Below are 22,938 nucleotides of genomic sequence, written 5' to 3' on the forward strand. Positions count from 1 at the left end.
TGCCATTGCAGGGGAAAAAGAAAGGACGTGCGATGATGCAACAACCGCTCGCGTTTCGAATGCGGCCCACGAACTTGGATGAAGTGGTCGGGCAAGCGCACTTGGTGGGGCCAGACCAGATCATTCGGCGCATGGTCGCCGCCCACCGGCTGAGCTCCATGATCCTGTACGGCCCGCCTGGCACCGGCAAGACGAGCATCGCCAGCGCCATCGCAGGCGCGACCAAGTACGCCTTTCGCATGCTCAACGCCGCCACCGACACCAAGAAGGATCTGCAGATCGTCGCCGAGGAAGCCAAGATGAGCGGCACGGTTATCCTGCTGTTAGACGAGATCCACCGGTTGGACAAAACCAAGCAGGACTTCCTGCTTCCCCACTTAGAGTCCGGCCGCATCGTGTTGATCGGCGCCACAACGGAAAATCCCTACATGAGCATCCTGCCGGCGATTCGCAGCCGTACCCAGATCTTCCAAGTCTTCCCGCTGACCCCCGCCGACATCGGGGTGGCGATCGATCGCGCGCTGGCCGACCACACCAAGGGCCTCGGCAACTATCCGGTGACGTTGACCGAAGACGGCCGCGACTTTTTACTCAGCGCGACCAACGGCGACCTGCGCAGCGCGCTGAATGCGCTGGAGTTGGCCACTTTGTCGACCCCCGAGCAGGCAGGCCGCATCACCCTGGACGCCACGGTCATGCACCAGTCGCTACAGCAGCGCGCCATCGACGGCGATGTTGACGGCGACGCCCACTACGACCTCATCTCGGCGTTTCAAAAATCGATTCGTGGCTCGGACGTCGATGCCGCCCTGCACTACCTGGCGCGGCTGATCGTCATCGGCGACCTCCCCAGCATCCTGCGGCGGCTGCTTGTGATCGCGTACGAGGATGTCGGCCTGGCCAACCCCCAAACCGCCAGCCGCACGCTGACCGCCATTCAGGCCGCCGAACGCTTGGGTCTGCCCGAGGGGCGCATCCCCTTGGCCAACGCGGTGATCGATTTGTGCCTCGCGCCCAAGAGCAACACCGCGATCACCGCCATTGATGCGGCCATTGCCGATGTGCAGGCAGGTAAAGCCGGCGCCATTCCGGCGGACCTCAAAGACGCCCACTACAAGGGCGCGGCCGCGCTGGGCCACGGCGTCGGCTATAAGTTGCCCCACGATTACCCGAACAGCTGGGTGCGCCAGCAGTACCTGCCCGACAACCTCACCCAAGTGCACTACTACACCCCCAAAACCACCGGCAACTATGAATCGGCCCTGGCGCAGCGGCTCGCCCAGTTGCGCGCCTGGCAGGCTGGGCAGTAGCGCTTTCATTCGCGCCACGGCGCGCTTGCGGTTCAGCCAGTTTCCTTGCACGATCGCCACCGGCGTGCTACCATAAGGTCATGGAAGTTCCCTAAGGTGTTCGCGCTTCCCTACTATCAGTTGACCGAACAGTTTCGAGACCTTGGGACTGGAAGTGGCGGTCGCCGTGCTGTTATCTCACTTAACGGCTAACGTGATCGTCGTCTGGGCCCACTTGCTAATCAGCGGGTTTCAACGATCCGGGAAGAGAACGGCACCATTTAGCCTTTCATAAAGTCATGACTTGGAGTCGGCGCAAATGCCGACTTTTTTTATTCCAGAGCAGAGCAAAGCGCATCTAGCGGAATGACTAGCGAGGGTCAAGTGCTTGGGGCGTACTTGGCCCCGAGTGCTTGACCCTCGCTAGACGCTTCCGCGTTGCTTTGCGGCGCTCGACGAAGACCGGAAAGCAGTAAGCGAGCCGGAAAGTTAGCTGCCAAATACTCGCGATTCAAAGCTCCCGGAAACGCTTGCGCCCGCACTTAGGCGCGAGTGGCGGGATGAATTTGATCAGGTTGTTCGAACGCAGTGAGTTACAACCTGACATGCGTAGAAAGCTCGCACCCTTATGCGCCACGGCGCTCGACGAAGACCGGAAAGCAGTCAGCGTGGCGGAAAGGCCGTCACTAAACTCAGCTGATGAGAAGCCCCTACTAAGCGCCTAGGCCGCGCGTCGCATTGCCTACCATAATGGTGCGACCGCTGGTGGAATCGGCTATAATAAGAGCCATCAATCAATGTACCGCGAAAGGATGCCCCATGATCACTTCTCTGTTTATCTGCTTTGGCTTGCTTCAGTTTATTTTAGCCTTGTACCTGCTCAACCACCGCCACGAAAACTTTTTGACGCTTAAGCAAGTCCCTGACAACGTGCGCCATGACCTGACCTACTTCGCCTTCGCCTTCATCGCCAGTGGGTTAGCCGCCGGGGTCGCGGCCCTGGCCGGAAGCGAAGCGATCCAGATCGTCGCCTTAGTGCTGGCCGCGCTCGTCGCCAGCGCACTGGGCCTCATGTTGCCGAAATATCTGCGCTAGCGGGCTTTGCGTTTCATTTTGCCCCTCAATCGGTTACAATTAAGAAGAAGAGGTGATGGAGATGCTCCAACAATACAAACACATTTTAGTCGCGATCGACGGGTCCTACGAATCCGAACTGGCTTTTCAAAAAGCCGTGGCAGTCGCCAAACGCAACCATAGTGAATTGTTCCTGATCCACATCGTCGACACCCGAGCCTTCCAAAACGTCTCAAGCTTTGACTCCGCCATGGTGGAGCAGGTCACCGAAACGGCCAAGCAGACAATGGACGGCTACATCGAACAGGCGCACAAGGCCGGTCTTGAAGACGTCTCATACACCATCGAGTACGGCGCCCCCAAGACGATCATTGCCCGCGATGTGCCGAAGCAAAAAGCCATCGACCTGATCATGATCGGTGCGACCGGCCTCAATGCCGTTGAGCGCCTGTTGATCGGGAGTGTCACTGAATACGTCACGCGCAACGCGGTGTGCGATGTCTTGGTGGTGCGCACCGACTTGAACAACCAGCCGGCGCTGGCCTCAACCAAAAAACCAAAACCACAAGCCAACGACTGAGTGCCTCGCACTTGACTCAAGGCCCGGCCGCCGCCCTTATTGACGCGATGGCCGGGCCTTTTTCGCCCGTTGACCTGCTTTTACCTGGGCTTGCACGGGCCAGAAAGGAGTTTCTCATGTCCACGATCTATGACTTCACTGTCACCCGCGAAGACGGCTCGACGGTGCCAATGCGCACCTATCAGGGTCACCCCCTCTTGATCGTCAACACCGCCACCAAGTGTGGGCTTGCGCCGCAGTTTGCCGCACTTGAAACCCTTTATCAGGACTACCAGGCGCGCGGCTTTATTGTGCTGGGCTTCCCCTCGGCACAGTTTCACCAGGAGCTCGCCAACGGTGCGGAAGCCGCTACGGCCTGTCGCACCACCTGGGGGGTCACCTTTCCGATGCATGCGCTGATCGCGGTCAACGGGCCGCAGACCGCGCCACTGTTTGCCTACCTCAAGCAAGCCGCACCTGGGGCGGTCGGCGATGCCATCAAGTGGAACTTCACCAAGTTTCTGGTGGATCGCACGGGCCACGTGGTCAGTCGCAGTGCCCCAACCACGGATCCGTTAACGTTGCGGCCCGCAATTGAAGCCTTGCTGGCTTAACGCATCCAAAAGCGCTAAGCCAGCTTAACGGCGCCGAATGCACACAACGGCTCGCTAAACTGGCCAAATCAAATGGCGCCCCGGTCAGCCCATGTATGGGTTTGACCGAGGCGCCGTTTGTTTGGGTGCAACTGCATGTTACCTGAGCCGACATGTCATGCGCTTGCGAGGTCAGCTTCCAGCAACTGCACCAGGGTCTCGCTTTGCGTCACCCGAGCCAGTGCCAGTGCGATCTTGTACATGTCCGGCGCGGTGGCATCGCTGATCTTGGCCAACGCCCGGGCACGAAGCGCGTACAGCTCGTCCAGCAAAAACAGACTATCGTGCTTCACCGCGATGGCGATCCCGTTTTGGACGTGTTGCAACACGCCCGTGTACTCGCCCAGCTCGAAATAGATCCGCGCGATGTGCCAGAAAATCGTCAGCTCGATATCCAGGTAGCGACTCTCCGTGAGCGGGATCTGCTTGAGCAGCTTCATCGCCTCATCGATATACACGCGGGCCCGGTCAGTGGTGCCCTTTTCGGCATAGGCCAACCCCAGGCCGAGGGTAGCCATGATGGCGGGCAGGTCACGGTAGTTCGTCGTCAGCGGGTTGAGCACGCGGCCGAAGTAGTAAATGGCCTCGTCCTGGTCACGGTTGACGAACAGCTCGACCATGCCTTCGTAGTAAAAGTACCGCTTTGTGTCTTCCTCGCTGGTCAGCCGCGACTGGCGAATCTGGCCCAGCTTCTCGGCGGCGTCCTTGTAATCGCCGTGACGAATCAGGCCATCGATCTCGTTGAGTGCGCGTTGCAAGTGGTTATGGTTCTCCACCACGATGTCATCCAGCGAAATCCCCAATCGATTGATCAACCGTAACAGAATATTCATGCTTGGCACTTTGTTTCGCTTTTCGATCAGGCTGATGGTGGCTTGCGTACAGATGCCCTTGGCCAGTTCTGCCTGCGAAAGGCCTTTTAGCTTGCGGAAATAGCGCACCTTCTCACCCAATATGCGAAGTGCCGGCTGCGTCTTTTGCATCAGTTCACTCTTTTTTTTGGCCACATGGCCAGTTGCTTACACACTCTTTTCCATAACGATATTATACTTAAGATTATGATTTTTGGCTACTTTTCACACAAGTTAGCTTTTTTACAAGATAATATAATAATACTAATCCTTACAAATTAATGTGAATAAAATTTCAACAATTACATCAAAACAGCGAGGTGACTTGTCATCACCTCGCTGTTTCTTTGCGCTAATGTTATTTTATCCTTCACATTGTGTCTCATCGCCCTGTCATGACAGGGCGGCAACCACACCCGAGGCTCTCATGAATCGGTGCAACTTTTTTTGCGGCGGGGCTCAATACAGGTCGATGATCTTCTGCAGGTAGTCCACCACCAGCTTCGGCAGATCGCCGCGCATCAATAGGGCCTCGAGCAACCGACTGCGGTTGTACCAGCGGTTCCAAAACGCCAAGTTCTCCTGCGGGCGCACGTCCTTCAGGCGGCTCTGCCAAGCGGTCAGACACATCACCTGAGCCTGTGCAAACAGCGGGTGCTTCACCGCCAGGTTGACCAGGTAACCGGCCACGCGCTGGTCTTCCCCAAACACCAGCGGATCATCGCAGTGCTGCCACCCCTCAAACACCGCCGCCATCAGGAACACTTTTTCACCGCGGGTCAGCAGGGGCACCTGGGTCAGCTCATCTGCGAGGTTGGCGATGTGCGTGTAGGCATGGCCCCAGCCGGCGTCTTGCACGTAGCCGCGCCCGTCACGTTCCAGCAGGATGTAGGTCACCAGGTTGATCAGCAGGGCCTGGTAATCGGCCTGGGTCAGCAAGTGGTAACGGTTCATGTCCGCATACACCAGCCCCGACAACAGCATCACCGCAAAGCTTCGGCCAAACAGCGCGGCGCTTTGCGGCTCCAGGATGTGGTTGAACAGCAAGTCCGGTGCCTGCAGCTGCGTGAACAGCATGCGCACCTGCGTCGGGGTGAACGCATCGGCCTGAAACAGGTCGCTGAGCAGGAAGAACACGCCCTTGTCGCGCACCGCCGGATTGCGACTGGTCAGGTGCGTCAGCAAAAAATCCAGCTCCTCATCGCTGACGCTGGCCAGTTTGGCTTTTTTGACGCGCAGGCTGATGGTCTGAATGCGCGCTAACGCCCGAATGTCGTCACTCGGCAAGATGACCGGGGTGGCGGCCTGCCGCGGGGCAGCGGCTCGCAGCGCCGCCAGCGCAGCCGGCAGCTTGGCAAACACCTTACCTGCCAACAAGTCCTGGCGCAAGGCCGCCACCTGGCCGCGCACCTGCGTGATTTCGTCTGTCATCATCATGCCTTCTCTCTGATTCAGTCGGTTATAGGAGGATCGGTCGGGTGATCTTGGCCGTTGGGTGGGCCAGCACCCACCCGAAGTCGTCGGCGTGCGCATCGCGGCGGATGCGCACGCCGGGCTGGGCCATGACCGTGAACGGGTAGTCGTGCGCCAGCGCCTGCTGCAGGTAAAAATTGATCATCGCCTGCGTCATCAGGCCATTCAAATAGACCCGGTAGCCGGGGTAGCGCGTCAGCACCTGGTCCAGCAGCTGCGCGATCCGCTCGTCATGGAGCTGGCGAATCGTGACCGCCATCGCGACGCGCTCGCGAAAGTTGCCCAAGAAGGCCCGCTTCTCATCCGGCTTGATCGTCGGAATCCCCAGCGCCTTCGCCTTGATGAACGCGTTCAAATCCTCTGCCATCATGAGCCCCCCCTTTTAGTTGTCCTCATTATACCAAAAACCAAGGCGGAACACGCTGACCGTCTCGAATGTTCAATTTCGACCGTCCAACGGCTGGCTGCCAGGCACTGAATGCGAGCGAGCGCGGTGAAAACAAGGCACCCCGCAAAACCGCAGACCGGTTCCGTGGGGTGCCTGATGATAATTTGCGGCGCAATGCCTTAACCGACCGAGCCGTCCATTTCCATCGAGATCAGGCGGTTCAGCTCCACGGCGTACTCCATCGGCAGTTCCTTGGTGAACGGCTCGACGAAGCCCATGATGATCATCTCGGTGGCCTTGGCCTCGGGGATGCCACGGCTTTCCAGGTAGTACAGCTGTTCCTCTGAGACTTTTGAGACCTTGGCCTCGTGCTCCATCGCCACGGTCGGGTTGTGGATCTCGTTGTACGGGATCGTGTCGGACTTGCTCAGCTCGTCCATCAGGATGGTGTCACACTCGACATGGCAAAAGGCGTTCTCAGACTTCTTCGTGAAGCGCACCGTGCCCCGGTAGTCCACGCGGCCACCGTCCTTGGCGATCGACTTGGAAACGATCGAGCTCGACGTGTTGGGCGCATTGTGGATCATGCGCGCGCCGTTGTCCTGATCAACGCCGGACCCGGCCACGGCGATCGACAGCATCGTGCCGTGCGCCCCGGCCCCATCGAGATAGACGCTCGGATACTTCATCGTCGTTTTGGACCCGAGGTTGCCATCCACCCATTCCATCGTCGCGTTTTGCAGGGCCTGCGCGCGCTTGGTCTCAAGTGAAAAGACGTTTTTGGACCAGTTTTGGATGGTGGTGTAGCGGCAATAGGCGTCATCTTGCACGAATACTTCCACCACCGCGGCGTGCAGCGAGTCGCTGGAGTAGTTCGGCGCTGTGCACCCTTCCACGTAGTTGACATGCGCGCCAGGGGCGACGATGATCAGTGTGCGTTCGAACTGGCCGGTGTTTTCCGCGTTGATGCGGAAATACGACTGGATCGGCACATCGGTTTGCACGCCCGCTGGCACGTAGATGAAACTGCCACCGGACCAGACGGCGCTGTTCAGTGCGGCGAACTTATTGTCGCTGGGATGCACGAGGGTGCCAAAGTACTGGCGCACTAGGTCTGGGTACTCCTTCAGCGCGGAGTCCATGTCCATGAAAATGATGCCGAGCTTGTCGAACTCATCTTTCATGTTGTGGTAGACCACCTCGGACTCGTACTGTGCCGAGGCCCCGGCCAGATACTTGCGCTCCGCCTGCGGCACGCCGAGGCGATCGAAGGTGTTCTTAATGTCTTCCGGCACCTCCTCCCAGCTGCGGTAAGTCTTATCCGTGGCCTTTTGGAAGTACAGCATGTGGTCGAGGTCAAGGTCAGACAGATCCGGCCCAAACGCCGGCATCGGCAGCTTCCGATACGTCTGATAGGCGCGCAGGCGGTAGTCGAGCATCCACTCCGGCTCCCCTTTTTCGCGCGAGATCGTGCGCACCGTGGCTTCCGTCAGTCCGCGCCCGGTGGAGAACACCGGCTTGATATCGTCCTTGAAGTCCGCAGGGTTCTCCGTGGTCAAAAAGTCGATGTCCGCGGCGACCTGCTCGTTGTTTTTGGTGTTTTTGGTTTCAGTCATTGTGTTCACCTTCCGTTAGCGCTTGAGAAGCAGCTTTCCAGGCCAGGGTCGCGCATTTGATGCGGGCGGGAAACTGGTGCACCCCGCTCAAAATTGCGGCATCACCCAGCAGGTCGGCATCTGGCGCGGTGCCATCGATGACCAGCTGCGAAAACGTCTGGACCATCTGCTGCACCACCGCCGGCGTTTGCCCGATGATCTGATCGGTCATCAGGCTCCCAGAGGCCTGCGAAATCGTGCAACCACTGCCGGCAAAGGCCGCGTCCTGCACCACCCCATCCGCCACCCGCAACTGCAGGGTCAACACATCCCCACAGCTGGGGTTGCGCACCGTGATCGTGTGCGTCGGCGCCGCCAGCGTGCCGTGGTGCCGCGGGTGATTGGCCTCGTCGAGGATCACCTGGCGATAGAGCTGATCAAGTTTAGTCAGTGCCAAGAAAATACCCCCTTGCCTCAGCCACAGCCGCCACCAAGCGCGCCACGTCTGCCGGGGTGTTGTACCCGGCAAAGCTCGCGCGCACCGTGGCCGGCACCCCAAGGCGGGCCATCAGCGGCTGCGCGCAGTGGTGCCCGGCGCGCACCGCCACGGCCTGCTCATCCAAAAACGTCGCCAGATCGTGCGGGTGCACGCCGGTGAGGGTGAAGCTGACAATTCCTAAGCTGTTGGCGGTGCCGTACAGCTGAACGCCTGGGATCTGGGTCAGCCCAGTGCGCAGCGCCGTGACCAGCTGAAACTCGCGGGCGCGCACGGTGGACCAGTCCTGCGCCTGCAGGAACGTCAGCGCGGCGCTGAGGCCGTAGACGCCGGCGATGTTGGGCGTGCCCGCCTCAAACTTCAGCGGCACCGGCGCCCAGGTCGACCGAACGTCCGTCACCTCATCGATCATCTCACCACCGAACTGCACCGGCGGCATCGCGTCAAGCAGCGGCAGGCGCCCGTAGAGCACGCCGATACCGGTGGGCCCGTAGACCTTGTGGCCGGAAAAAGCAAAGAAGTCCGCGCCCAGCGCCTGCACATCAACGGGCATGTGCGGCACGCTTTGGGCACCATCCACGACAACGACCCCACCCACGGCGTGCACCAAGTCGGCCAGCTGCCGCACCGGCACGAGGCCGCCTGTCACGTTGGTCACCTGCGCCAGCGCCAGAATGCGCGTGCGCGGTGTGATCAGCTTGGCCACCGCGGCCGGGTCCGTGTCGCCAGTTGCCGTCACCGGGGCCACGACAAACTTGGCCCCCACGCGGACCGCCAGCTGTTGCCAGGGGATGAAGTTGCTGTGGTGCTCGGCGGCGCTGACCAGGATCTCATCGCCGGCGCGCACCGTTTGCGGCCCGAAGCTTTGGGCCACCAGATTCAGGCTGTCCGTGGTGCCGCGGGTGAAGACGATTTCTTCGGCCTGTGCCGCGTTCAAAAACGCCGCCACCTGCTGGCGAATCGCCTCGTAACGCTCAGTCGTCGCAAACGCGAGCCGGTACAGCCCGCGGTGCACATTGGCGTTCTCGTTCACATAGTAGTCTTGCAGCGCATTCAGCACGACCTGAGGCTTTTGGCTGGTCGCTGCAGAATCGAGGTACACCAAGTCGGGGTGCGCCGCAAAAAACGGAAATTGCTCACGCATAGGCATTCACCAAGGTTTCATCGATCGTCTTAAAGAGCTCCTGTTTGAGCGTCGGGTCCGTGATCTCGGCCAACCCGGCTTCCAGGAAACCGCGGATCACCAGCCGTGAGGCGAGCTCAAGCGACAGCCCCCGGCTCATCAGGTAGTACAACTGGGCCTTGTCGACGCGGGTGACTGAGGCGGCGTGGCCCGCGGTCACATCGTTTTCGTCAATGAGGAGGATCGGATTGGCATCGCCGCGCGCCTTTTGCGCCAGCATCAGCACCCGGTTCTCCTGCTGATTGTCGCTGCCGCGCGCACCTTGAACGATGTGACCGATGCCGTTAAAAATCAAGTGGGCCGCGCCAGTGATCACACCGCGCTGATTGATGTGACCAACCGACTTGCGCGCGCGATTGGTCATCGCGGTCGTGTAGCCGATGTGCTGCGCGCCGCTGGCCAGCACCCCCACATTGACAGTCGCCTGCGCGCCGGTGCCCACCAAGTCGGTGGTGATCAGACTGGCGCCGGAGTTCTGGCTGAACCCGGCGATTGTCCAGTTGAGCGTGGCGTCCGCCCCGACAGTGGCCGTGCGCTGCACCAGTGCCGTTTTGGCCGCAAAGGCATCATACGTCAGCCAGCTGACCGTTGCGCCGGCCCCAAGCGTCAGCCACACGCCGACGCCAAGCATCGTGCCCGCGCTTTTCCAGGTTTCTTGCAACACCACATGGGCGTTTTCGCCGACGTGGATGGTGACGAGGCCGCCAGCGGTCGCCGGACCGGTGAGCAACACCGGCGTTTCACTGGTGAAGCCAGCGGGCACCTCAATGTGCGTCACCGGCTGACCGTCTTGTAACAACCACTGATCGAGCGTCGAAGTCGTTGTGGGGGCCGGACCGGCTGTCACCGTCACAGAGGTCGGTGCACTGACGGTCACGGCCGCCCCGGCGTCTTTGACCTGCTTCAGGTAGCGCGCCAGCGGGATCTTAGGCGTGCTCGGCGTTGGGAACTCAGGCATTCGGCTCACCCGCCTTAAGGTGACTGTAGCCCGTCTTTTCCAGCTCCTTGGCCAGCTCAGCGCCACCGGTTTCGATGATCTCGCCGTCTTTCATCACGTGCACGAAGTCCGGCACGATGTAGTCCAACAGACGCTGGTAATGCGTGATGATCAGGCTCCCAAACTCAGGCCCGCGCTGAAGGTTCACGCCCTTGGCCACGATGCGCAGCGCATCGATGTCCAGCCCGGAGTCGATTTCGTCCAGCAGCGCAAACTTCGGCTGAATCATCATCAGTTGCAGGATCTCGTTGCGCTTTTTCTCCCCACCGGAGAAGCCTTGGTTCAAGTAGCGGTCGGCCATGTCGGCCGGCATCTCCAGCGTGGCCATGGTCGCGTCCAGCTGCTTGAGAAATTGCATGATGGGGATCTGGTCGTCGTCTGGACGGCGGGCGTTGATGGCCGCACGAATGAACTCGGCGTTGGTCACGCCGGCGATTTCAGCCGGATACTGCATGCCCAAAAACAGCCCGGCGCGCGCCCGTGCGTCCACCGGCAACTCAAGCAAACTCTGGCCGTCCACCAGGATATCCCCTTGGGTAACGAGGTAGCGCGGGTTGCCCATGATGGTTTCTGCCAATGTCGATTTACCGTTCCCGTTCGGTCCCATCAGCGCGTGGATCTCGCCGGTTTTGACCGTCAGGTTCACCCCACGCAGGATCTCGGCATGGGCCGGTTCATCTTTCACTTTAACGTGCAGATCCTTGATTTCTAAAGTACTCATTCGATCGCCTCCACTGTTCCGATTCGGTCACACGGACCGCTCGTGTCCATTGTACGGCATCCACCGCGCCGTGACAAACGCTTCCAAGTACAGCTGATGCACCGCTTCTCGCCGCCAAACCGCCAGAATAAGACAGTCCGCCAAGGTACACTGACACACGCAAAAAATCGCCGACCAGCGGCGATTTTGACGCTCAATGGTGGAGCGTTGTCCCGATGACCTCAGTGTGCCCGTCTTGAAAGGCGAACACCGCCCCGAAGTGCGTTGGATCAGCCAGCCAGCCTGGGATCGGGGCGCCGTGGAAGAACAGACGCTTGGCCTCCAGCTCCCCTTGGATCGAGTCCTTGGTGAACACGGTGACCCCCGCCAGCTCCGTCTGCAGCGGATACCCCGTGCGCGGATCCATCAGGTGGTGGTACTTCTTGCCGTCCTTGACTAAGAAGCGCTCGTAGATGCCACTGGTGACGGCGGACACCGCCGGCAACAGCGTGGTGCCCAGATCCGTGTGGCGCGCACGCCCCGGATCTTGAACCCCGATCACCCACAAGCCGTCTTCACGGCGCGGTGAATCCCCGACGAACAGGAGGTTGCCCCCCAAGTCGATGATCCCTGCCTGCACCCCGTAGGCGCCCCACAGCGCGCGGATCTGGTCGGCGATGTAGCCCTTGGCGATGCCGCCGAGGTCCAGTTCCATGCCGGGATGCGCCAGGCTCACACTGTGCGTGGCCGCGTCCAGCGTCACCCCTTCCGGATCGCTGAGCGCCAGCCGGGCCGCAATGGCCATGTCGCTTGGGACATTGGCGCCGTTGAAACCGATTTTCCACAGCTTCACCAGTGGGCCGATCAGCGCGTTGAAGCCATAGTTCGCCTGACTCGCCGCGACGGCCTGCTGGATCAGGCGAAAGGTCGCGCTGGACACCACCACCGCCGCGTGACCGGCCGCGTGGTTGACCGACATTACCTCGGACGCCGGCCGGTTGACGGTCAGGCGGTCCTCCTCGCGGTTGATCAGCACTGCGGCGGCATCCAGTGCCGCATCATCTGCTTCCCCAAAGACGGTCAGGTTGATGCGCGTGCCCAACGCGTGCAGGGTCAAGTCTCGCCGTGTCGTCATCTTACAGGTCGTAGTTGAACGGACCCGGCTTGCTGGCATCCGCTGGGGCCTCGGAAGCGCCGGTGGAGGCATCAGCCTTCGGTGCCGGGGCTGCTTCTTCCTCGGAGGCCCCGGTGGAGGCATCGGCGACTGGCGCTGCCTCTTCCTCAGACGCACCCGTGGACGCATCGGCTGCTGGGGCTGCTTCTTCTTCGGACGCCCCAGTAACGGCATCGGCTGCCGGCGCCGCTTCCTCTTCAGACGCGCCGGTGGACGCATCGGTCCCGGTCTTGCCATCTGCCTTGGACGCCCCGGTGGACGCATCAGACCAGCCACCGTTCTCGTAGGCGGTCAGAATGGCTTCAACGCTGCCGGTGAATTCGATGGTACCCAAGTACGCGCCGTCTTCATCGCGCAGCGCGTAGTACTGGATGAACACGCGGTGGCCGTGCATCATCAGCGGCCGCGCGACAAAATCACGGGAGCCATCCTTGAAGCTGTCGATGATCTTAGACACGATCGGCCAAGCTTTGGCGGGGTGGCAGTCCTTGACGTGTTCGCCGAGCGCCTTGGGCGAGCGCACGTGCTCGCGGTTCGGCTTGTTGGAGAACCAGGAGAAGTGATCGGTGTGGTCGATCAGGTCAATTTCAAACGGAATGGTGCTGAAAATCTGCTGGACTTCGGTCAGCGTCAGCCGGCCGGTGGCAAAGTTGATGTAAGCCCCATCAAATTCTGGTTTAGTCATGGTAGTTCCTCCTCTGAGTGTTCATTCAAAGCGGTTGCGCGGCCTTCCCAAGTCCGCTATGCTGGACTGAGGAGGTGGGCACCGTGTTACAGACAAATTCAGGGACCCAACCGGTCACATTAGACCTCGTCCCAATGCTGGCGGCAGGCACCGCATCGCGGGTCCCGTTCGCCATTTTACAAAATCGCGCCGACTGCCTCATGCAGCTGCCGGGGCGGCCGGTCACGCTGAAGGTTGGCGATATCGCGTTGATCCGCGCGTCAACCGCCGTGACCTTAGCGCCGCTGACCGCGGGCCAGGCGCTGGATGCGCGCTTATTCCAGTTACCCATCGCCACCGACTCGGGCTTTGGCCCCAACGAGTTGATCAGCTCCATGCTGACCACGATGGACGATGCACACATCGTGTTTCGCCGCATCGATCACCGGCTGACGAATGGCTACTGCGATCAGCTGGCGCGCTTGGCCGAAGCAGCGCCACAGGACGCGCTGTTGAGCTATGAGCAAGGGATGCTCGCCCACCTGTTGCTGACAGAGCTGTCCCGCTCGGACCTCAACGCGATGATGATCATCGAATCTGATTTTCCGGAAACCGACTTGCGCCGGACCCCGAAGGCCCGCCAAGCAGGCGTCATCCTTAACTATATCATGACCAACATCGCCACGGTCACCCTGCAAGGGGCGGCCGCCCATTTTGGCTACGAGCCCAATTACTTCTCACGCCTGTGCCACCAGCTGTTTCAAAAACCCTTCTCCGAAGAGGTGCGCTTCATCCGGATGAACCAGGCCAAGAAGCTGCTGGAGCTGACGCCGCAAAGCGTCAACGATATCGCCTTTGCGCTGGGCTACAAGAACCCCGCCAACTTCGATCATCACTTCAAGGCATACACCGGGCAGACGCCCTCCGAGTTCCGGCGGGCGGTTCAAGCCCAGCCGTTGCACTGACCCTTGCCGGCAAACGCCCACCGCATCCTGCGGTGGGCGTTTTGCGCGTCAGGCCATGGCGGCGCTGGTTGCCGTCAGCGCATGGATGAACCGCAACTCGACGGCATGCGGGCCCATCGGCAAGCCCAGCACACGCGGCGCTATCACGACCGCCGTGGTCATCGTCCCGTCTGCCAGCCTCACCTGGTAGCAGCCATTAGGAGGTAACTGCTGCGCGATGAAGGGCACCATGGCATCGCCTGACGCCGCTAGCGCCACCTGATACGGGTGACCCAGCAACTGTTCGGCGGTGCGCAATTGACCGGTGGCGATCAGATGGCGAATGCGCGTGGAAGAGACCTTTTGCTTGCCGGCGTCCAGCTCGGCCACCACGGTCGTTGTGAAGCGGCCGGCGGCTAGCGCTGGCAACGTGTCAACAGAGGTCGTCCCACCCCTGCCGAACGTGTAATCAAACCCTGCGACCACGTGCTTGGCGCCGAGGCGCACCAGAAAGTCATCGACGAACGTCTGTGGGCTTAAGCTTGCGAAGGAGCGTGTGAAGCGCACGACGTACAGGCGATCGACGCCCAGGGCCGCCATCAAGTCGGCTTTTTGGCCGATCGTGGTCAGGTAGCGAAAGGTCTGGTGATGACTGGGAAACACGGCTGACGCGTGCTGGTCGAAGGTCATCACCGACAGCGGCAGGTGCGCCTTTTGGGCGATCGTCCGGGCGGTCTGGATCACCCGTTGATGGCCCATGTGTACGCCGTCGAAGAAGCCGAGCGCGAGCACGCACGGTGCGCTTGGGGTCAGCGTTTGAATGCTGTCGGGATCGAGCGTGATCACTTCCATGCGTGGCGGCCTCCTTTAGGTTACTTGTTTTTCTTGCTGCTTTTCTTGTTCTTAGTGGCAGCCACCCGCGCGGTTTCGATCTGCGCATCCTTGGCTTCCTTCAGGAAAGCGCGGAGCGGCCGAAGCGCCTGAGCGTCGTACTTGGCCACGAATTCATCGATCTGCTTTTGATCCTGGTACGCCGGGTCGAGGAACATGTGCTGCGTGGTGAATGGCATCTTGTGGGTCAGCTTAACGTCGATGACCACAGGCAATGCCGTGTTCTTGGCGTCGTCGATGGCGGCCTGAAATTCTGCCTTATTGCGCACCGTGTACGCCTTGGCACCCATGCCTTCGCCGATCTTCGCCCAGTCGGTGTCCGGAATGTCGACCCCGGACAGTGGCTGGTGGGAATCGTCGCGCTGCTCAGCTTCAATGAAACCCAGCGTGGCGTTGGAGAAGACCACGTTGATGATGTGCAAGCCGTACTTCACTTGCGTCAAAATCTCTTCGCAAAGCATCGCGTACGCGCCATCACCGCTCAGGCTGTAAACGTCGCGGTCTGGGTAGAGCACCTTCGCGGAAATTGCGGCTGGCAGGCCGTAACCCATCGTCGCGTACTTCCCAGAAGTGCTCCACTTTTGCGTGTGCTTGATGTCGATCAGGCGCTCGAAGTTGATGTTCACGTTGCCGACATCAACGGCCCAAACGGCCTTGTCTGAAGCGGTCTTGTTCAGCACGTCGAAGATCGGTTCTGGGCGCACTGGAGATTCCGTGGAGTCCTTGAAGCTATCCTGCCACTTGACCCAGTTCTTCTTGTTTTCGATAGACGCGGTGTACAGCGGGGTCGCCTCGCGTTCCTTGCCGGCCTTGTAGATGGCCTTCAGGGCTTCCTTGCTGTCGGCGAGGATAGCCACGTCGTTGTGGCGCCGCTTGCCCAGCTTCGTGCCTTCGATATCGATCTGGATGACCTTGGCGGATGGGTTGAAGAGCAGGCTAGCGAATGGGACGTCGTTACCGACCCAGAGGATCAGGTCCGTTGCCATCGCCAGCTCAACGCCAGGCTTTGGTGCCACACGGCCGGTGGACCCCAGGTAAGCCGGGTAGTCTTCATCCAGAATACCCTTCGCCAAAACGGAAGAGATCATCGGCATCTTGAACTTTTCGGAGACCTTGATCAATTGCTTGCGCGCGTGCTTGGCTCCGAGGCCGAAGTAGATGATCGGGCCCTTGGCCGCGGCGATCAGCTTCACGGCTTCGTCGATGCGAACCGGGTCTGGCTTGATCGCGTAAGGTTCGATCTGGGTGTTCGCGTTAGAGACATAGTTATCCTTGATCTGTGCCCAGCCGAAGTCCTTCGGGATGGTGACAACCGCAGGACCCTTCTTTTCGTAGGCTTCCTGGATGGCTTCGTCGATCACCTTTGGCAGGCTTTGCGCCGTCATCACGGTGCGGTTGAAGACGGCCACGTCATTGAAGATCGGCTCTTCGTTCATCGCCTGGAAGAAGTCGATGTTCATGTTCTTGGATGGGACCTGCGCCACGATCGCCAGAACTGGCACGCGATCGATCTTCGCGTCGTACAGGCCGTTCATCAAGTGAACCGCGCCCGGGCCGGCGGAACCGAAGCAGACCCCGATTTTTCCTGAGAACTTCGCGTCAGCCGCAGCGGCCAAGGCCCCTGCTTCTTCATGCCGCACCTGGATGAATTTGATCTGATCTTTTTGGTTGTACAAAGCGTTCATCGTGGAGTCAAAAGAACCACCAGGATAACCGTAGATGTGATCAACGCCCCAAGATTCGATGACCTTGAGGACTGCATCTGAGCCGCTAATTGTCTGTGCCATAATGAGCCTCCTGTGTGTGTTTCACCTTATCAGCCAAACTGATACTATGGTTGAGTTTGTGCGAGCGCTACCACCGAGTTCGCTGGAACCGCTTTACAAGTGCTAGTCTATGCCCTTATGCGACTATTCACCATATCTGATTCTATCCTGTTTGTGCCACAAAACTGACAAAACTGTATCATTTTGTGAACGGTTACACGAAACAGTGCTGCTAAGCGCCCACCCTCACGCCTTTTTATTACGCCAACTAAAAAGCCGTGTCAACTGACACAGCTCGACACGCGCACGTGAACACGCAAAAGATAGATTCAACCAACACCACGAGCGACAAAGTCCGCCAACACCTGCCGGTAGCGCGGCACCATCGGCTCAGGCAGTCGATCCAGGGCCACCCATCGTAGCGCCAACGTCTCTGCGTCCGCGATGATCGGCGTGCCCGTCACGCTGGGCACTACATACGCTACACTCACACTGTAAAACAGGTCGCCATTCGGGGCCGTTCGCAGCTGATCGCCGCCGTACACCCCCAGCAGCGTGAACGTGGCCGGATCCAGTTGCAGGCCCGTTTCCTCCCAGGCTTCGCGCACCAGCACCTGCGCCGGGGTCTCCCCCAGCTCCATCAGGCCACCAACCAGTCCCCACCGCTTGGCCAGCTCATTGCGTTGCTGAAGTAACACCTCACCGCGTGGGTTCAAAATGACGCCACAGCTCCCACACAGGATGAGGGGACGGTGGCCGATGTCGGCGCGGAGATCGGAGACATAAGTCATCAGAAACACCTCCCTTGGCTTAATCTTAGTTAAGAATGCTGCATTCGCCAAGTCTTCTTTGTTCGTGAGTCAATCTAGGAAAACTTTCATTCCGAATCGTTTAATCAATCGCACTGCATTAGAATCAGCCTTCATTATCTAGATTGTCGATTTAAGACATATTGTTTCTACCTATAGGCGTAATTTATCCATGCATGGCATTAACAAATCCTGACACAATATTTTCCCTGTATCAACTTTGCATCATTGTGATATAGTTTTACTGGTATCGCTTCATTATTGTCGTTACATTATGATCTTCTTATTACCATTAACAAGACTGAGCAAAAAGCATGTTGCTTTTAATTCGCGATGGAAAAGCGTCCAAATACTGATGACGGTAAAAGCTGAAACATACTTTGGAGGAAATAATATGGCAAAGCGCGTTCATGATCAAAAACCTAAAAAACCAATTTACAAGCGCATTTGGTTCTGGGTTTTAGTCGTTTTCATCTTAATCGGGGCGTCAGGCGCACTCGGCGGTCGCGGAGATGATGACAAGTCAGCATCTAAGGAGAGCGAGAAGACGTCACAGGCAACAAAGAAATCAAGCAGTTCAGAGGCTGTCACTAGTTCTTCCAAGAAGGAAGTAACAGAATCATCTCAACCCAAGGTATCCGCTGAGTTCTTGAGTGCGCTCGTGCGCGCAAAGTCCTATTCAAGCGTGATGCACATGTCGAAGCAAGGCATCTATGATCAGCTCACCGCCGAGATGGGCGACCAGTTCTCTGCTGAGGCCGCGCAGTACGCCGTGGATAACCTCAAGGCAGACTACAACGCGAATGCCTTGAAGAAGGCCAAAGACTATTTTGATCAGCAAAACATTTCCAAAGCTGGCCTTTACAAACAACTCACTGCGGCTCAAGGCGAAAAATTCACAGCCGCTGAAGCGCAATACGCGGTTGATAATCTGAAGGTTGATTATAATCAGGCTGCTTTGAAAAAGGCAAAGGATTACCAGAGTCAAATGCAGATGTCGCCTGACGGGATCAAAGACCAACTAACATCTTCTTATGGCGAGCAATTCACGGCAGAAGAGGCACAATACGCGATTGATAACCTTAACAAATAGTCTTCTAGTCTCGTTTTGAGAGCCATCGCTCAAAAGACCACGCGTACGTACAATTATTTTCGAGGACAGTACACCAGCTTACCGGTGCATCCAACTTTCTATCTTATGCTTACACCTAACAAGCCGGAGCTGAAGTCAATCATTAAAAAAGCACATCTTCCGTTGTGAAGGTGTGCTTTTTGGGGGTACTAGATTCAAGAAGGCCAGAATCACCTGCAGGCATAGAAATTTCGTCGATTTATTTACACCGCAACCAGCTTTTCTATGCCCTCTGAGAGCTAAGTTTGACGCTCAGAGGCGTAGAGGCCCTCGTTAGAAAGCACACTTTAATAGCTCAAAAATCGACTCTCGCGTGCCTTGTAGCTGTTATATGATCACGCTAAACGTTTGACTACCAACGCGAACGACTGTGAAAACTGTGTCGATGATGGCTTCCTCGTATGTCCGAGGAGAATGACCTGTCTCCTCATCATGAACAATCAATCCCCCGTCGGTCACCAAATTACTCTTTTGCCAGTTTGGCGACGGCCTCATAAACTTGCTTGTCATTAAGTACGGTTGCGAGTGATTGGCTAACCGCCTGCGCCGTCAAGTCCTGCCGGGCAAGATCAGCGCTTTGACTAATCTCTTTTTTAGCTTCATCAGAAATCATCACTTCAAATGTCATTGTCTTGCCTCCTTGAGCGTTTATTATCCCGAACTATTTTACTTGATCAATCGCACCGATTAAAGCCCCTGTTGGTTGCTCTGATTTCTGTATTTTGCTAAAAGGTCTCCAGAACGTTCACAATTCGCGAACGTTTTGGAGACCTTTAAAGTGTCCTCAAGCCTTAAGCTTCTTCGTACCACGTGTAGTGATAAATCCCCTCACGGTCAGTCCGCTGATACGTGTGGGCGCCGAAGTAGTCGCGCTGAGCCTGGGTCAGGTTGGCCGGCAGCACGGCGGAACGGTAGGAATCGTAGTAGCTGATGGCGGCGGAGAAGCCCGGCACCGGCACCCCGGCCTTGACGGCAAAACCGACGAGGTCGCGAACGCTTTCCTGATAGTTCTTGGCGATGTCCTTGAAGTAGTCGTCCAAGAGCAAGTTCTTCAGGTCGGGATCCTTGGTGTAGGCATCCGTGATGTTCTGAAGGAACTTGGCACGGATAATGCAACCGGCGCGCCAGATCTTGGCCAATTCGCCGTATTGCAGGTTCCAGTCGTAGTGATCGGACGCCACACGCATCTGCTCGAAGCCCTGGGCATAGCTCATCAGCTTGGAGAAGTACAGGGCCTTGCGAATCAGCTCAATCGCTTCTTCCTTGTTGTCAAACGCCACGGCGCCCACCGGCTTTGGCAGCACCTTGCTGGCGGCCACGCGTTCGTCCTTCATCGCGGAGATGTAGCGGGCGTACACGGACTCGGTGATGACACTCTGCGGCACCCCGAGTTCAAGTGCGGACTGAGAGCTCCACTTCCCGGTGCCTTTGTTACCGGCAGCATCGAGGATCACGTCAACGATCGGCAGGCCGGAGTCGAGGTCATCCTTACGGGTCAAAATCTCGGCGGTGATGTCGATCAGATACGAGGACAGCTCCCCTTCGCTCCAGGTCTGGAACACGGCCGCGATTTCGTCGACGGACATGTTGAGCATGTTGCGCATCACGTTGTAGGACTCCGCGATCAACTCCATGTCGCCGTATTCGATGCCGTTGTGCACCATCTTGACGTAGTGACCGGCCCCGTTTGGTCCGATGTAGGTGACACACGGTTCGCCGTCTTCATCGGCCTTGGCCGCGATCTGGTTGAGGATCGGCGCCACGAGGTCGTACGCTTCCTTTTGGCCGCCTGGCATCAGCGATGGGCCCTGCAGTGCGCCCAGCTCGCCGCCGGAGACGCCCATGCCGATGAAGTTGATGCCGGACTTGTCCAGCTCCGCGTTGCGCCGCATGGTGTCTTCAAAGAAGGTGTTCCCGCCGTCGATCAGCACATCGCCTTTGTCCAACAGCGGCAGCAGCTGCTTGATGACCGCATCGGTCCCAGCACCCGCCTTGACCATCAAAATGATGCGCCGCGGCTTTTCCAAGCTAGCCACGAAGTCCTCAATGGTGTAGCTTGGCACCAGCTTCTTTTCGCTGTGATCCTGCATCACGGCCTCAGTCTTGCTGCCGGTGCGGTTGTAGATGGCCACGGTGTTGCCGCGGCTTTCAATGTTCAGCGCCAGGTTCTTGCCCATGACGGCCATGCCGATGACGCCAATTGTTGGTTTATCCATTGTGTGCCTCCTGTAATCTTGTTCCAGCTAATATTAGCAAAAACCGTACTCATTTAAAAGTTTACTGATTGTCCGAGTCCGGGAACAGATCCTTAAGCTTGGCAAAGGCGTTGTTGCCGCCTTCCGCCTTGCGTTGCGCTTCATACGTTTCCTCGCCCATCACCGCCCAGTCATCGCCGGTTGGCATGTCGCCATCCTGCGCCTCTTGCGGGGTCAAAACCTGCATTGGAATGCTGAGCAGGATGTGATCCGCGATGGCGGCCACCAGGTCGATTTCGTCGCCGTCAAGGTCGATCAGCAGCTGCCCTTCCTCGTATTTTTCCTTGTCGGTGGTCGGGCTGACGTACACCTCGCTGAACGTGAAGTCCAGCGGCCAGTCCACCGGCGTCAGGCTGCGCGTCGACGGGATCACAAGCTTGCCACCAAGCGTTGCACTGACCAGAAAGTCGCCGTCGTCAAAGCTGACATAGCCATCCACCGCGATCGGGCTGACATCTAGGATCTCCGGGTCGCGCTGCATCAAGTCCGCCTTCAGATCCAGTGTCTCCTTGAGGTGCAGCGGCTCGCTGCGGTGCTTCATCAAGTCTTGCGTCGTCCATTTAAGCATTGGTTTCCTCCTTGGCCCCCGGCATAAGCGGACGCCGCCCAAAGTTTTGGGCCTGATGTGTCAAATTCGTGATCAAGCGGTCGGCGCGGTGCTGCCAGTACAACAGCCCCCCCGGCGCCAACATCGGCAGGCTGACCTTGGTGATCAGCGGCAGCGCAAGGCTTTTTTTGACCTGGTGCAGATACGCGCGCCCCGCCGCGGTGAACCCCAGCACCTGCACGTAACGGTGCGCGTGGGCATCCGCCATCGTGACGTCGGTCAGGTTCAGCAGCGTGTACAGCGCCAACCGCCGCATGCGCGCGTAGGTGTAGCGCTTGGACTTCACCGCCGCAAGGAACGCGTCAAAGTCCGTGGCGGCATCCGCCTGCTGGGTCAGCCGGTACTCCAGCCCCTCGCTCATGGTGTAAATTGTCTGCAACTGCGCAAGATCCGCCGTTTGCAGACGATAACGTAGCTGCGGGTAAAAGTCATCCCAAGACTGATGCCGCGCGGTTTGCAGGCCGTGTGCCATGACTGGTGGCACCAGGTCCGCCACCGAGGCGCCGGCCGCCAATTTGGCGCGGATCGCGCTACCACTGGCGGCCGGCGCCTCGGTATGGGCCAGCACCTGAGGCGCATCGTGCCCCGCTCCGCGGCGGCCAAACGGTACCAGCGTCAAGTGCCCACCACTGGCCGCGACCGCCTGCGCGTAGCTGACGCCCAGCAGCAGGTTCGGCTGGGTCAGGCTGACGCCGGCCGTTTCCTGATAGTAGCGGTTCAGCTGCGTGGCGTAGGTCTGTGTGAAGTCGTTGAAGTGGTCATCGCTGGGCGGCATGCTGGCCAGTTTTTGCGCCAACTGCGCGTAATCCAGTGCCGGCGCCTCGGTGCCAAAGGCCAAGGCGTCCACACCCAGCGCGTTCAGCAGCGCCACGCCACCGATTGCAAACGGCCCCGCCGCCTGCACCGCATCGGTGACCGGCAGTTCCACCACCAGGTCGGCCCCAGCCGCCAGCGCGGCCCGAGCGCGGGCCCACTTGTCAACGATCGCGGGCTCGCCGCGCTGGACAAAGTTGCCGGCCATCACGACCACCACCACATCGGCGTCGGCCTGCGCGCGCGCCTGCGCCAGCGCGTAAGCGTGCCCGTCATGAAGCGGGTTGAACTCCGCGATCATGCCTACTGTGCGCATGGGACCACTCCTTTCTGGTTGCGTTCGGTCGTGCTTCTGTCTGACTGCCGCGCGAAAAATAGTTTGTCGCGCTTTTTGACCCGGGCCGTCACGGCGACAGGCTTTCCGGATTGCCTGCTACTTTCCGATCTTCGCCGAGCTGCGTGGCGCAACGCGGGAGCAGCTAGCGACGCCCAAGCACTCGCGCCTAAGTACGGTCGCAAGCGTCTCCCGGGAACTTCTGACCGTTTTTTTTCGGTAGCGTACTTCCCGCCTTGCTTCCGTTCGGCTTCGCCTCGCTCCGCAGCAGGGCATGCTTACTTCCTTCCG

General features: G+C 58.9%; 23 protein-coding genes. 6 read left to right on the forward strand and 17 right to left on the reverse strand.

Translation table 11 applies throughout. The features are described 5' to 3' along the window. Window positions 1-35 precede the first annotated feature (35 nt). The 4 genes from EKM88_RS06905 to EKM88_RS06920 all read left to right on the forward strand — a co-directional run bounded on the left by EKM88_RS06905 (window position 36) and on the right by EKM88_RS06920 (window position 3,536). Window positions 36-1,310, forward strand: a complete 1,275-nt coding sequence (locus EKM88_RS06905) for a replication-associated recombination protein A (RefSeq protein ID WP_125704549.1) — start codon at window positions 36-38, stop codon at window positions 1,308-1,310. Between the two features lie 798 nt (window positions 1,311-2,108). Beyond that, window positions 2,109-2,384 (forward strand): hypothetical protein, encoded by a 276-nt coding sequence (locus tag EKM88_RS06910; protein ID WP_125704551.1) that lies wholly within the window; start codon window positions 2,109-2,111, stop codon window positions 2,382-2,384. Between the two features lie 61 nt (window positions 2,385-2,445). Beyond that, window positions 2,446-2,943 (forward strand): universal stress protein, encoded by a 498-nt coding sequence (locus EKM88_RS06915; RefSeq protein WP_125704553.1) that lies wholly within the window; start codon window positions 2,446-2,448, stop codon window positions 2,941-2,943. A 116-nt stretch (window positions 2,944-3,059) separates the two neighbouring features. After that, window positions 3,060-3,536 (forward strand): glutathione peroxidase, encoded by a 477-nt coding sequence (locus EKM88_RS06920; RefSeq protein WP_125704555.1) that lies wholly within the window; start codon window positions 3,060-3,062, stop codon window positions 3,534-3,536. Window positions 3,537-3,691: 155 nt separating this feature from the next. Here the strand turns inward: EKM88_RS06920 and EKM88_RS06925 are convergent, their stop codons facing one another. From EKM88_RS06925 to EKM88_RS06970, 10 genes are all read right to left on the reverse strand, one after another. Then, the gene (locus EKM88_RS06925; RefSeq protein ID WP_125704557.1) at window positions 3,692-4,558 is read right to left on the reverse strand and encodes a helix-turn-helix transcriptional regulator; all 867 of its coding nucleotides are present in this window, start codon (window positions 4,556-4,558) and stop codon (window positions 3,692-3,694) included. Window positions 4,559-4,885: 327 nt separating this feature from the next. Next, window positions 4,886-5,857 (reverse strand): DUF2785 domain-containing protein, encoded by a 972-nt coding sequence (locus EKM88_RS06930; RefSeq protein ID WP_125704559.1) that lies wholly within the window; start codon window positions 5,855-5,857, stop codon window positions 4,886-4,888. A 28-nt stretch (window positions 5,858-5,885) separates the two neighbouring features. Then, on the reverse strand, window positions 5,886-6,266 hold the full coding sequence (locus EKM88_RS06935) for a DUF1694 domain-containing protein (RefSeq protein ID WP_125704561.1): 381 nt from the start codon (window positions 6,264-6,266) through the stop codon (window positions 5,886-5,888). 200 nt (window positions 6,267-6,466) lie between these two features. Next, the gene (gene sufB, locus EKM88_RS06940) at window positions 6,467-7,903 is read right to left on the reverse strand and encodes a Fe-S cluster assembly protein SufB (protein WP_125704563.1); all 1,437 of its coding nucleotides are present in this window, start codon (window positions 7,901-7,903) and stop codon (window positions 6,467-6,469) included. After that, on the reverse strand, window positions 7,896-8,339 hold the full coding sequence (gene sufU / locus EKM88_RS06945; RefSeq protein WP_125704565.1) for a Fe-S cluster assembly sulfur transfer protein SufU: 444 nt from the start codon (window positions 8,337-8,339) through the stop codon (window positions 7,896-7,898). The genes sufB and sufU overlap by 8 nt, the downstream gene beginning before the upstream one ends. Beyond that, the gene (locus tag EKM88_RS06950) at window positions 8,326-9,522 is read right to left on the reverse strand and encodes an aminotransferase class V-fold PLP-dependent enzyme (protein ID WP_125704567.1); all 1,197 of its coding nucleotides are present in this window, start codon (window positions 9,520-9,522) and stop codon (window positions 8,326-8,328) included. The genes sufU and EKM88_RS06950 overlap by 14 nt, the downstream gene beginning before the upstream one ends. Next, window positions 9,515-10,519: a SufD family Fe-S cluster assembly protein gene (locus tag EKM88_RS06955; protein ID WP_125704569.1), complete on the reverse strand. Its 1,005-nt coding sequence runs from the start codon at window positions 10,517-10,519 to the stop codon at window positions 9,515-9,517. The genes EKM88_RS06950 and EKM88_RS06955 overlap by 8 nt, the downstream gene beginning before the upstream one ends. Next, a complete protein-coding gene (gene sufC, locus EKM88_RS06960; RefSeq protein ID WP_125704571.1) occupies window positions 10,512-11,279 on the reverse strand; it encodes a Fe-S cluster assembly ATPase SufC in 768 nt (255 codons plus the stop codon). The genes EKM88_RS06955 and sufC overlap by 8 nt, the downstream gene beginning before the upstream one ends. 193 nt (window positions 11,280-11,472) lie before the next feature. Next, window positions 11,473-12,393, reverse strand: a complete 921-nt coding sequence (locus EKM88_RS06965; protein ID WP_125704573.1) for an FAD:protein FMN transferase — start codon at window positions 12,391-12,393, stop codon at window positions 11,473-11,475. Window position 12,394: 1 nt separating this feature from the next. Next, entirely contained in the window at window positions 12,395-13,117 is a 723-nt protein-coding gene (locus EKM88_RS06970; protein WP_125704575.1) for a PAS domain-containing protein, read from the reverse strand. An 83-nt stretch (window positions 13,118-13,200) separates the two neighbouring features. Here EKM88_RS06970 and EKM88_RS06975 point away from each other — a divergent pair, with 83 nt between their 5' ends. Next, window positions 13,201-14,061: a helix-turn-helix transcriptional regulator gene (locus EKM88_RS06975; protein WP_225418448.1), complete on the forward strand. Its 861-nt coding sequence runs from the start codon at window positions 13,201-13,203 to the stop codon at window positions 14,059-14,061. Between the two features lie 48 nt (window positions 14,062-14,109). On the opposite strand, the gene EKM88_RS06980 is transcribed toward EKM88_RS06975, so the two are convergent. The 3 genes from EKM88_RS06980 to EKM88_RS06990 form a co-directional block, all read right to left on the reverse strand. Continuing rightward, entirely contained in the window at window positions 14,110-14,892 is a 783-nt protein-coding gene (locus EKM88_RS06980; RefSeq protein WP_125704577.1) for an FAD synthetase family protein, read from the reverse strand. A gap of 20 nt (window positions 14,893-14,912) precedes the next feature. Next, complete coding sequence (gene spxB, locus EKM88_RS06985; protein ID WP_125704579.1) at window positions 14,913-16,718, reverse strand: pyruvate oxidase; 1,806 nt, start codon at window positions 16,716-16,718, stop codon at window positions 14,913-14,915. 308 nt (window positions 16,719-17,026) lie between these two features. Continuing rightward, window positions 17,027-17,488: an NUDIX hydrolase gene (locus EKM88_RS06990; RefSeq protein WP_125704581.1), complete on the reverse strand. Its 462-nt coding sequence runs from the start codon at window positions 17,486-17,488 to the stop codon at window positions 17,027-17,029. Between the two features lie 412 nt (window positions 17,489-17,900). On the opposite strand from EKM88_RS06990, the gene EKM88_RS06995 reads away from it, so the two are divergent. Next, a complete protein-coding gene (locus EKM88_RS06995; protein WP_125704583.1) occupies window positions 17,901-18,599 on the forward strand; it encodes an Ltp family lipoprotein in 699 nt (232 codons plus the stop codon). Window positions 18,600-19,101: 502 nt separating this feature from the next. Here EKM88_RS06995 and EKM88_RS13295 read toward each other — a convergent pair. The 4 genes from EKM88_RS13295 to EKM88_RS07010 form a co-directional block, all read right to left on the reverse strand. Next, window positions 19,102-19,266 (reverse strand): hypothetical protein, encoded by a 165-nt coding sequence (locus tag EKM88_RS13295; protein WP_164512032.1) that lies wholly within the window; start codon window positions 19,264-19,266, stop codon window positions 19,102-19,104. Between the two features lie 163 nt (window positions 19,267-19,429). Further along, complete coding sequence (gene gndA, locus EKM88_RS07000) at window positions 19,430-20,854, reverse strand: NADP-dependent phosphogluconate dehydrogenase (RefSeq protein WP_125704585.1); 1,425 nt, start codon at window positions 20,852-20,854, stop codon at window positions 19,430-19,432. Window positions 20,855-20,915: 61 nt separating this feature from the next. Then, window positions 20,916-21,461: a YceD family protein gene (locus tag EKM88_RS07005; RefSeq protein ID WP_125704587.1), complete on the reverse strand. Its 546-nt coding sequence runs from the start codon at window positions 21,459-21,461 to the stop codon at window positions 20,916-20,918. Continuing rightward, the gene (locus EKM88_RS07010; RefSeq protein ID WP_125704589.1) at window positions 21,454-22,629 is read right to left on the reverse strand and encodes a nucleotidyltransferase; all 1,176 of its coding nucleotides are present in this window, start codon (window positions 22,627-22,629) and stop codon (window positions 21,454-21,456) included. Before EKM88_RS07010 ends, EKM88_RS07005 begins: the two co-directional genes overlap by 8 nt. Window positions 22,630-22,938 lie beyond the last annotated feature (309 nt).

Origin of the sequence: Lacticaseibacillus daqingensis, assembly GCF_003946115.1 — a bacterium.
Lineage (GTDB): Bacteria > Bacillota > Bacilli > Lactobacillales > Lactobacillaceae > Lacticaseibacillus > Lacticaseibacillus daqingensis.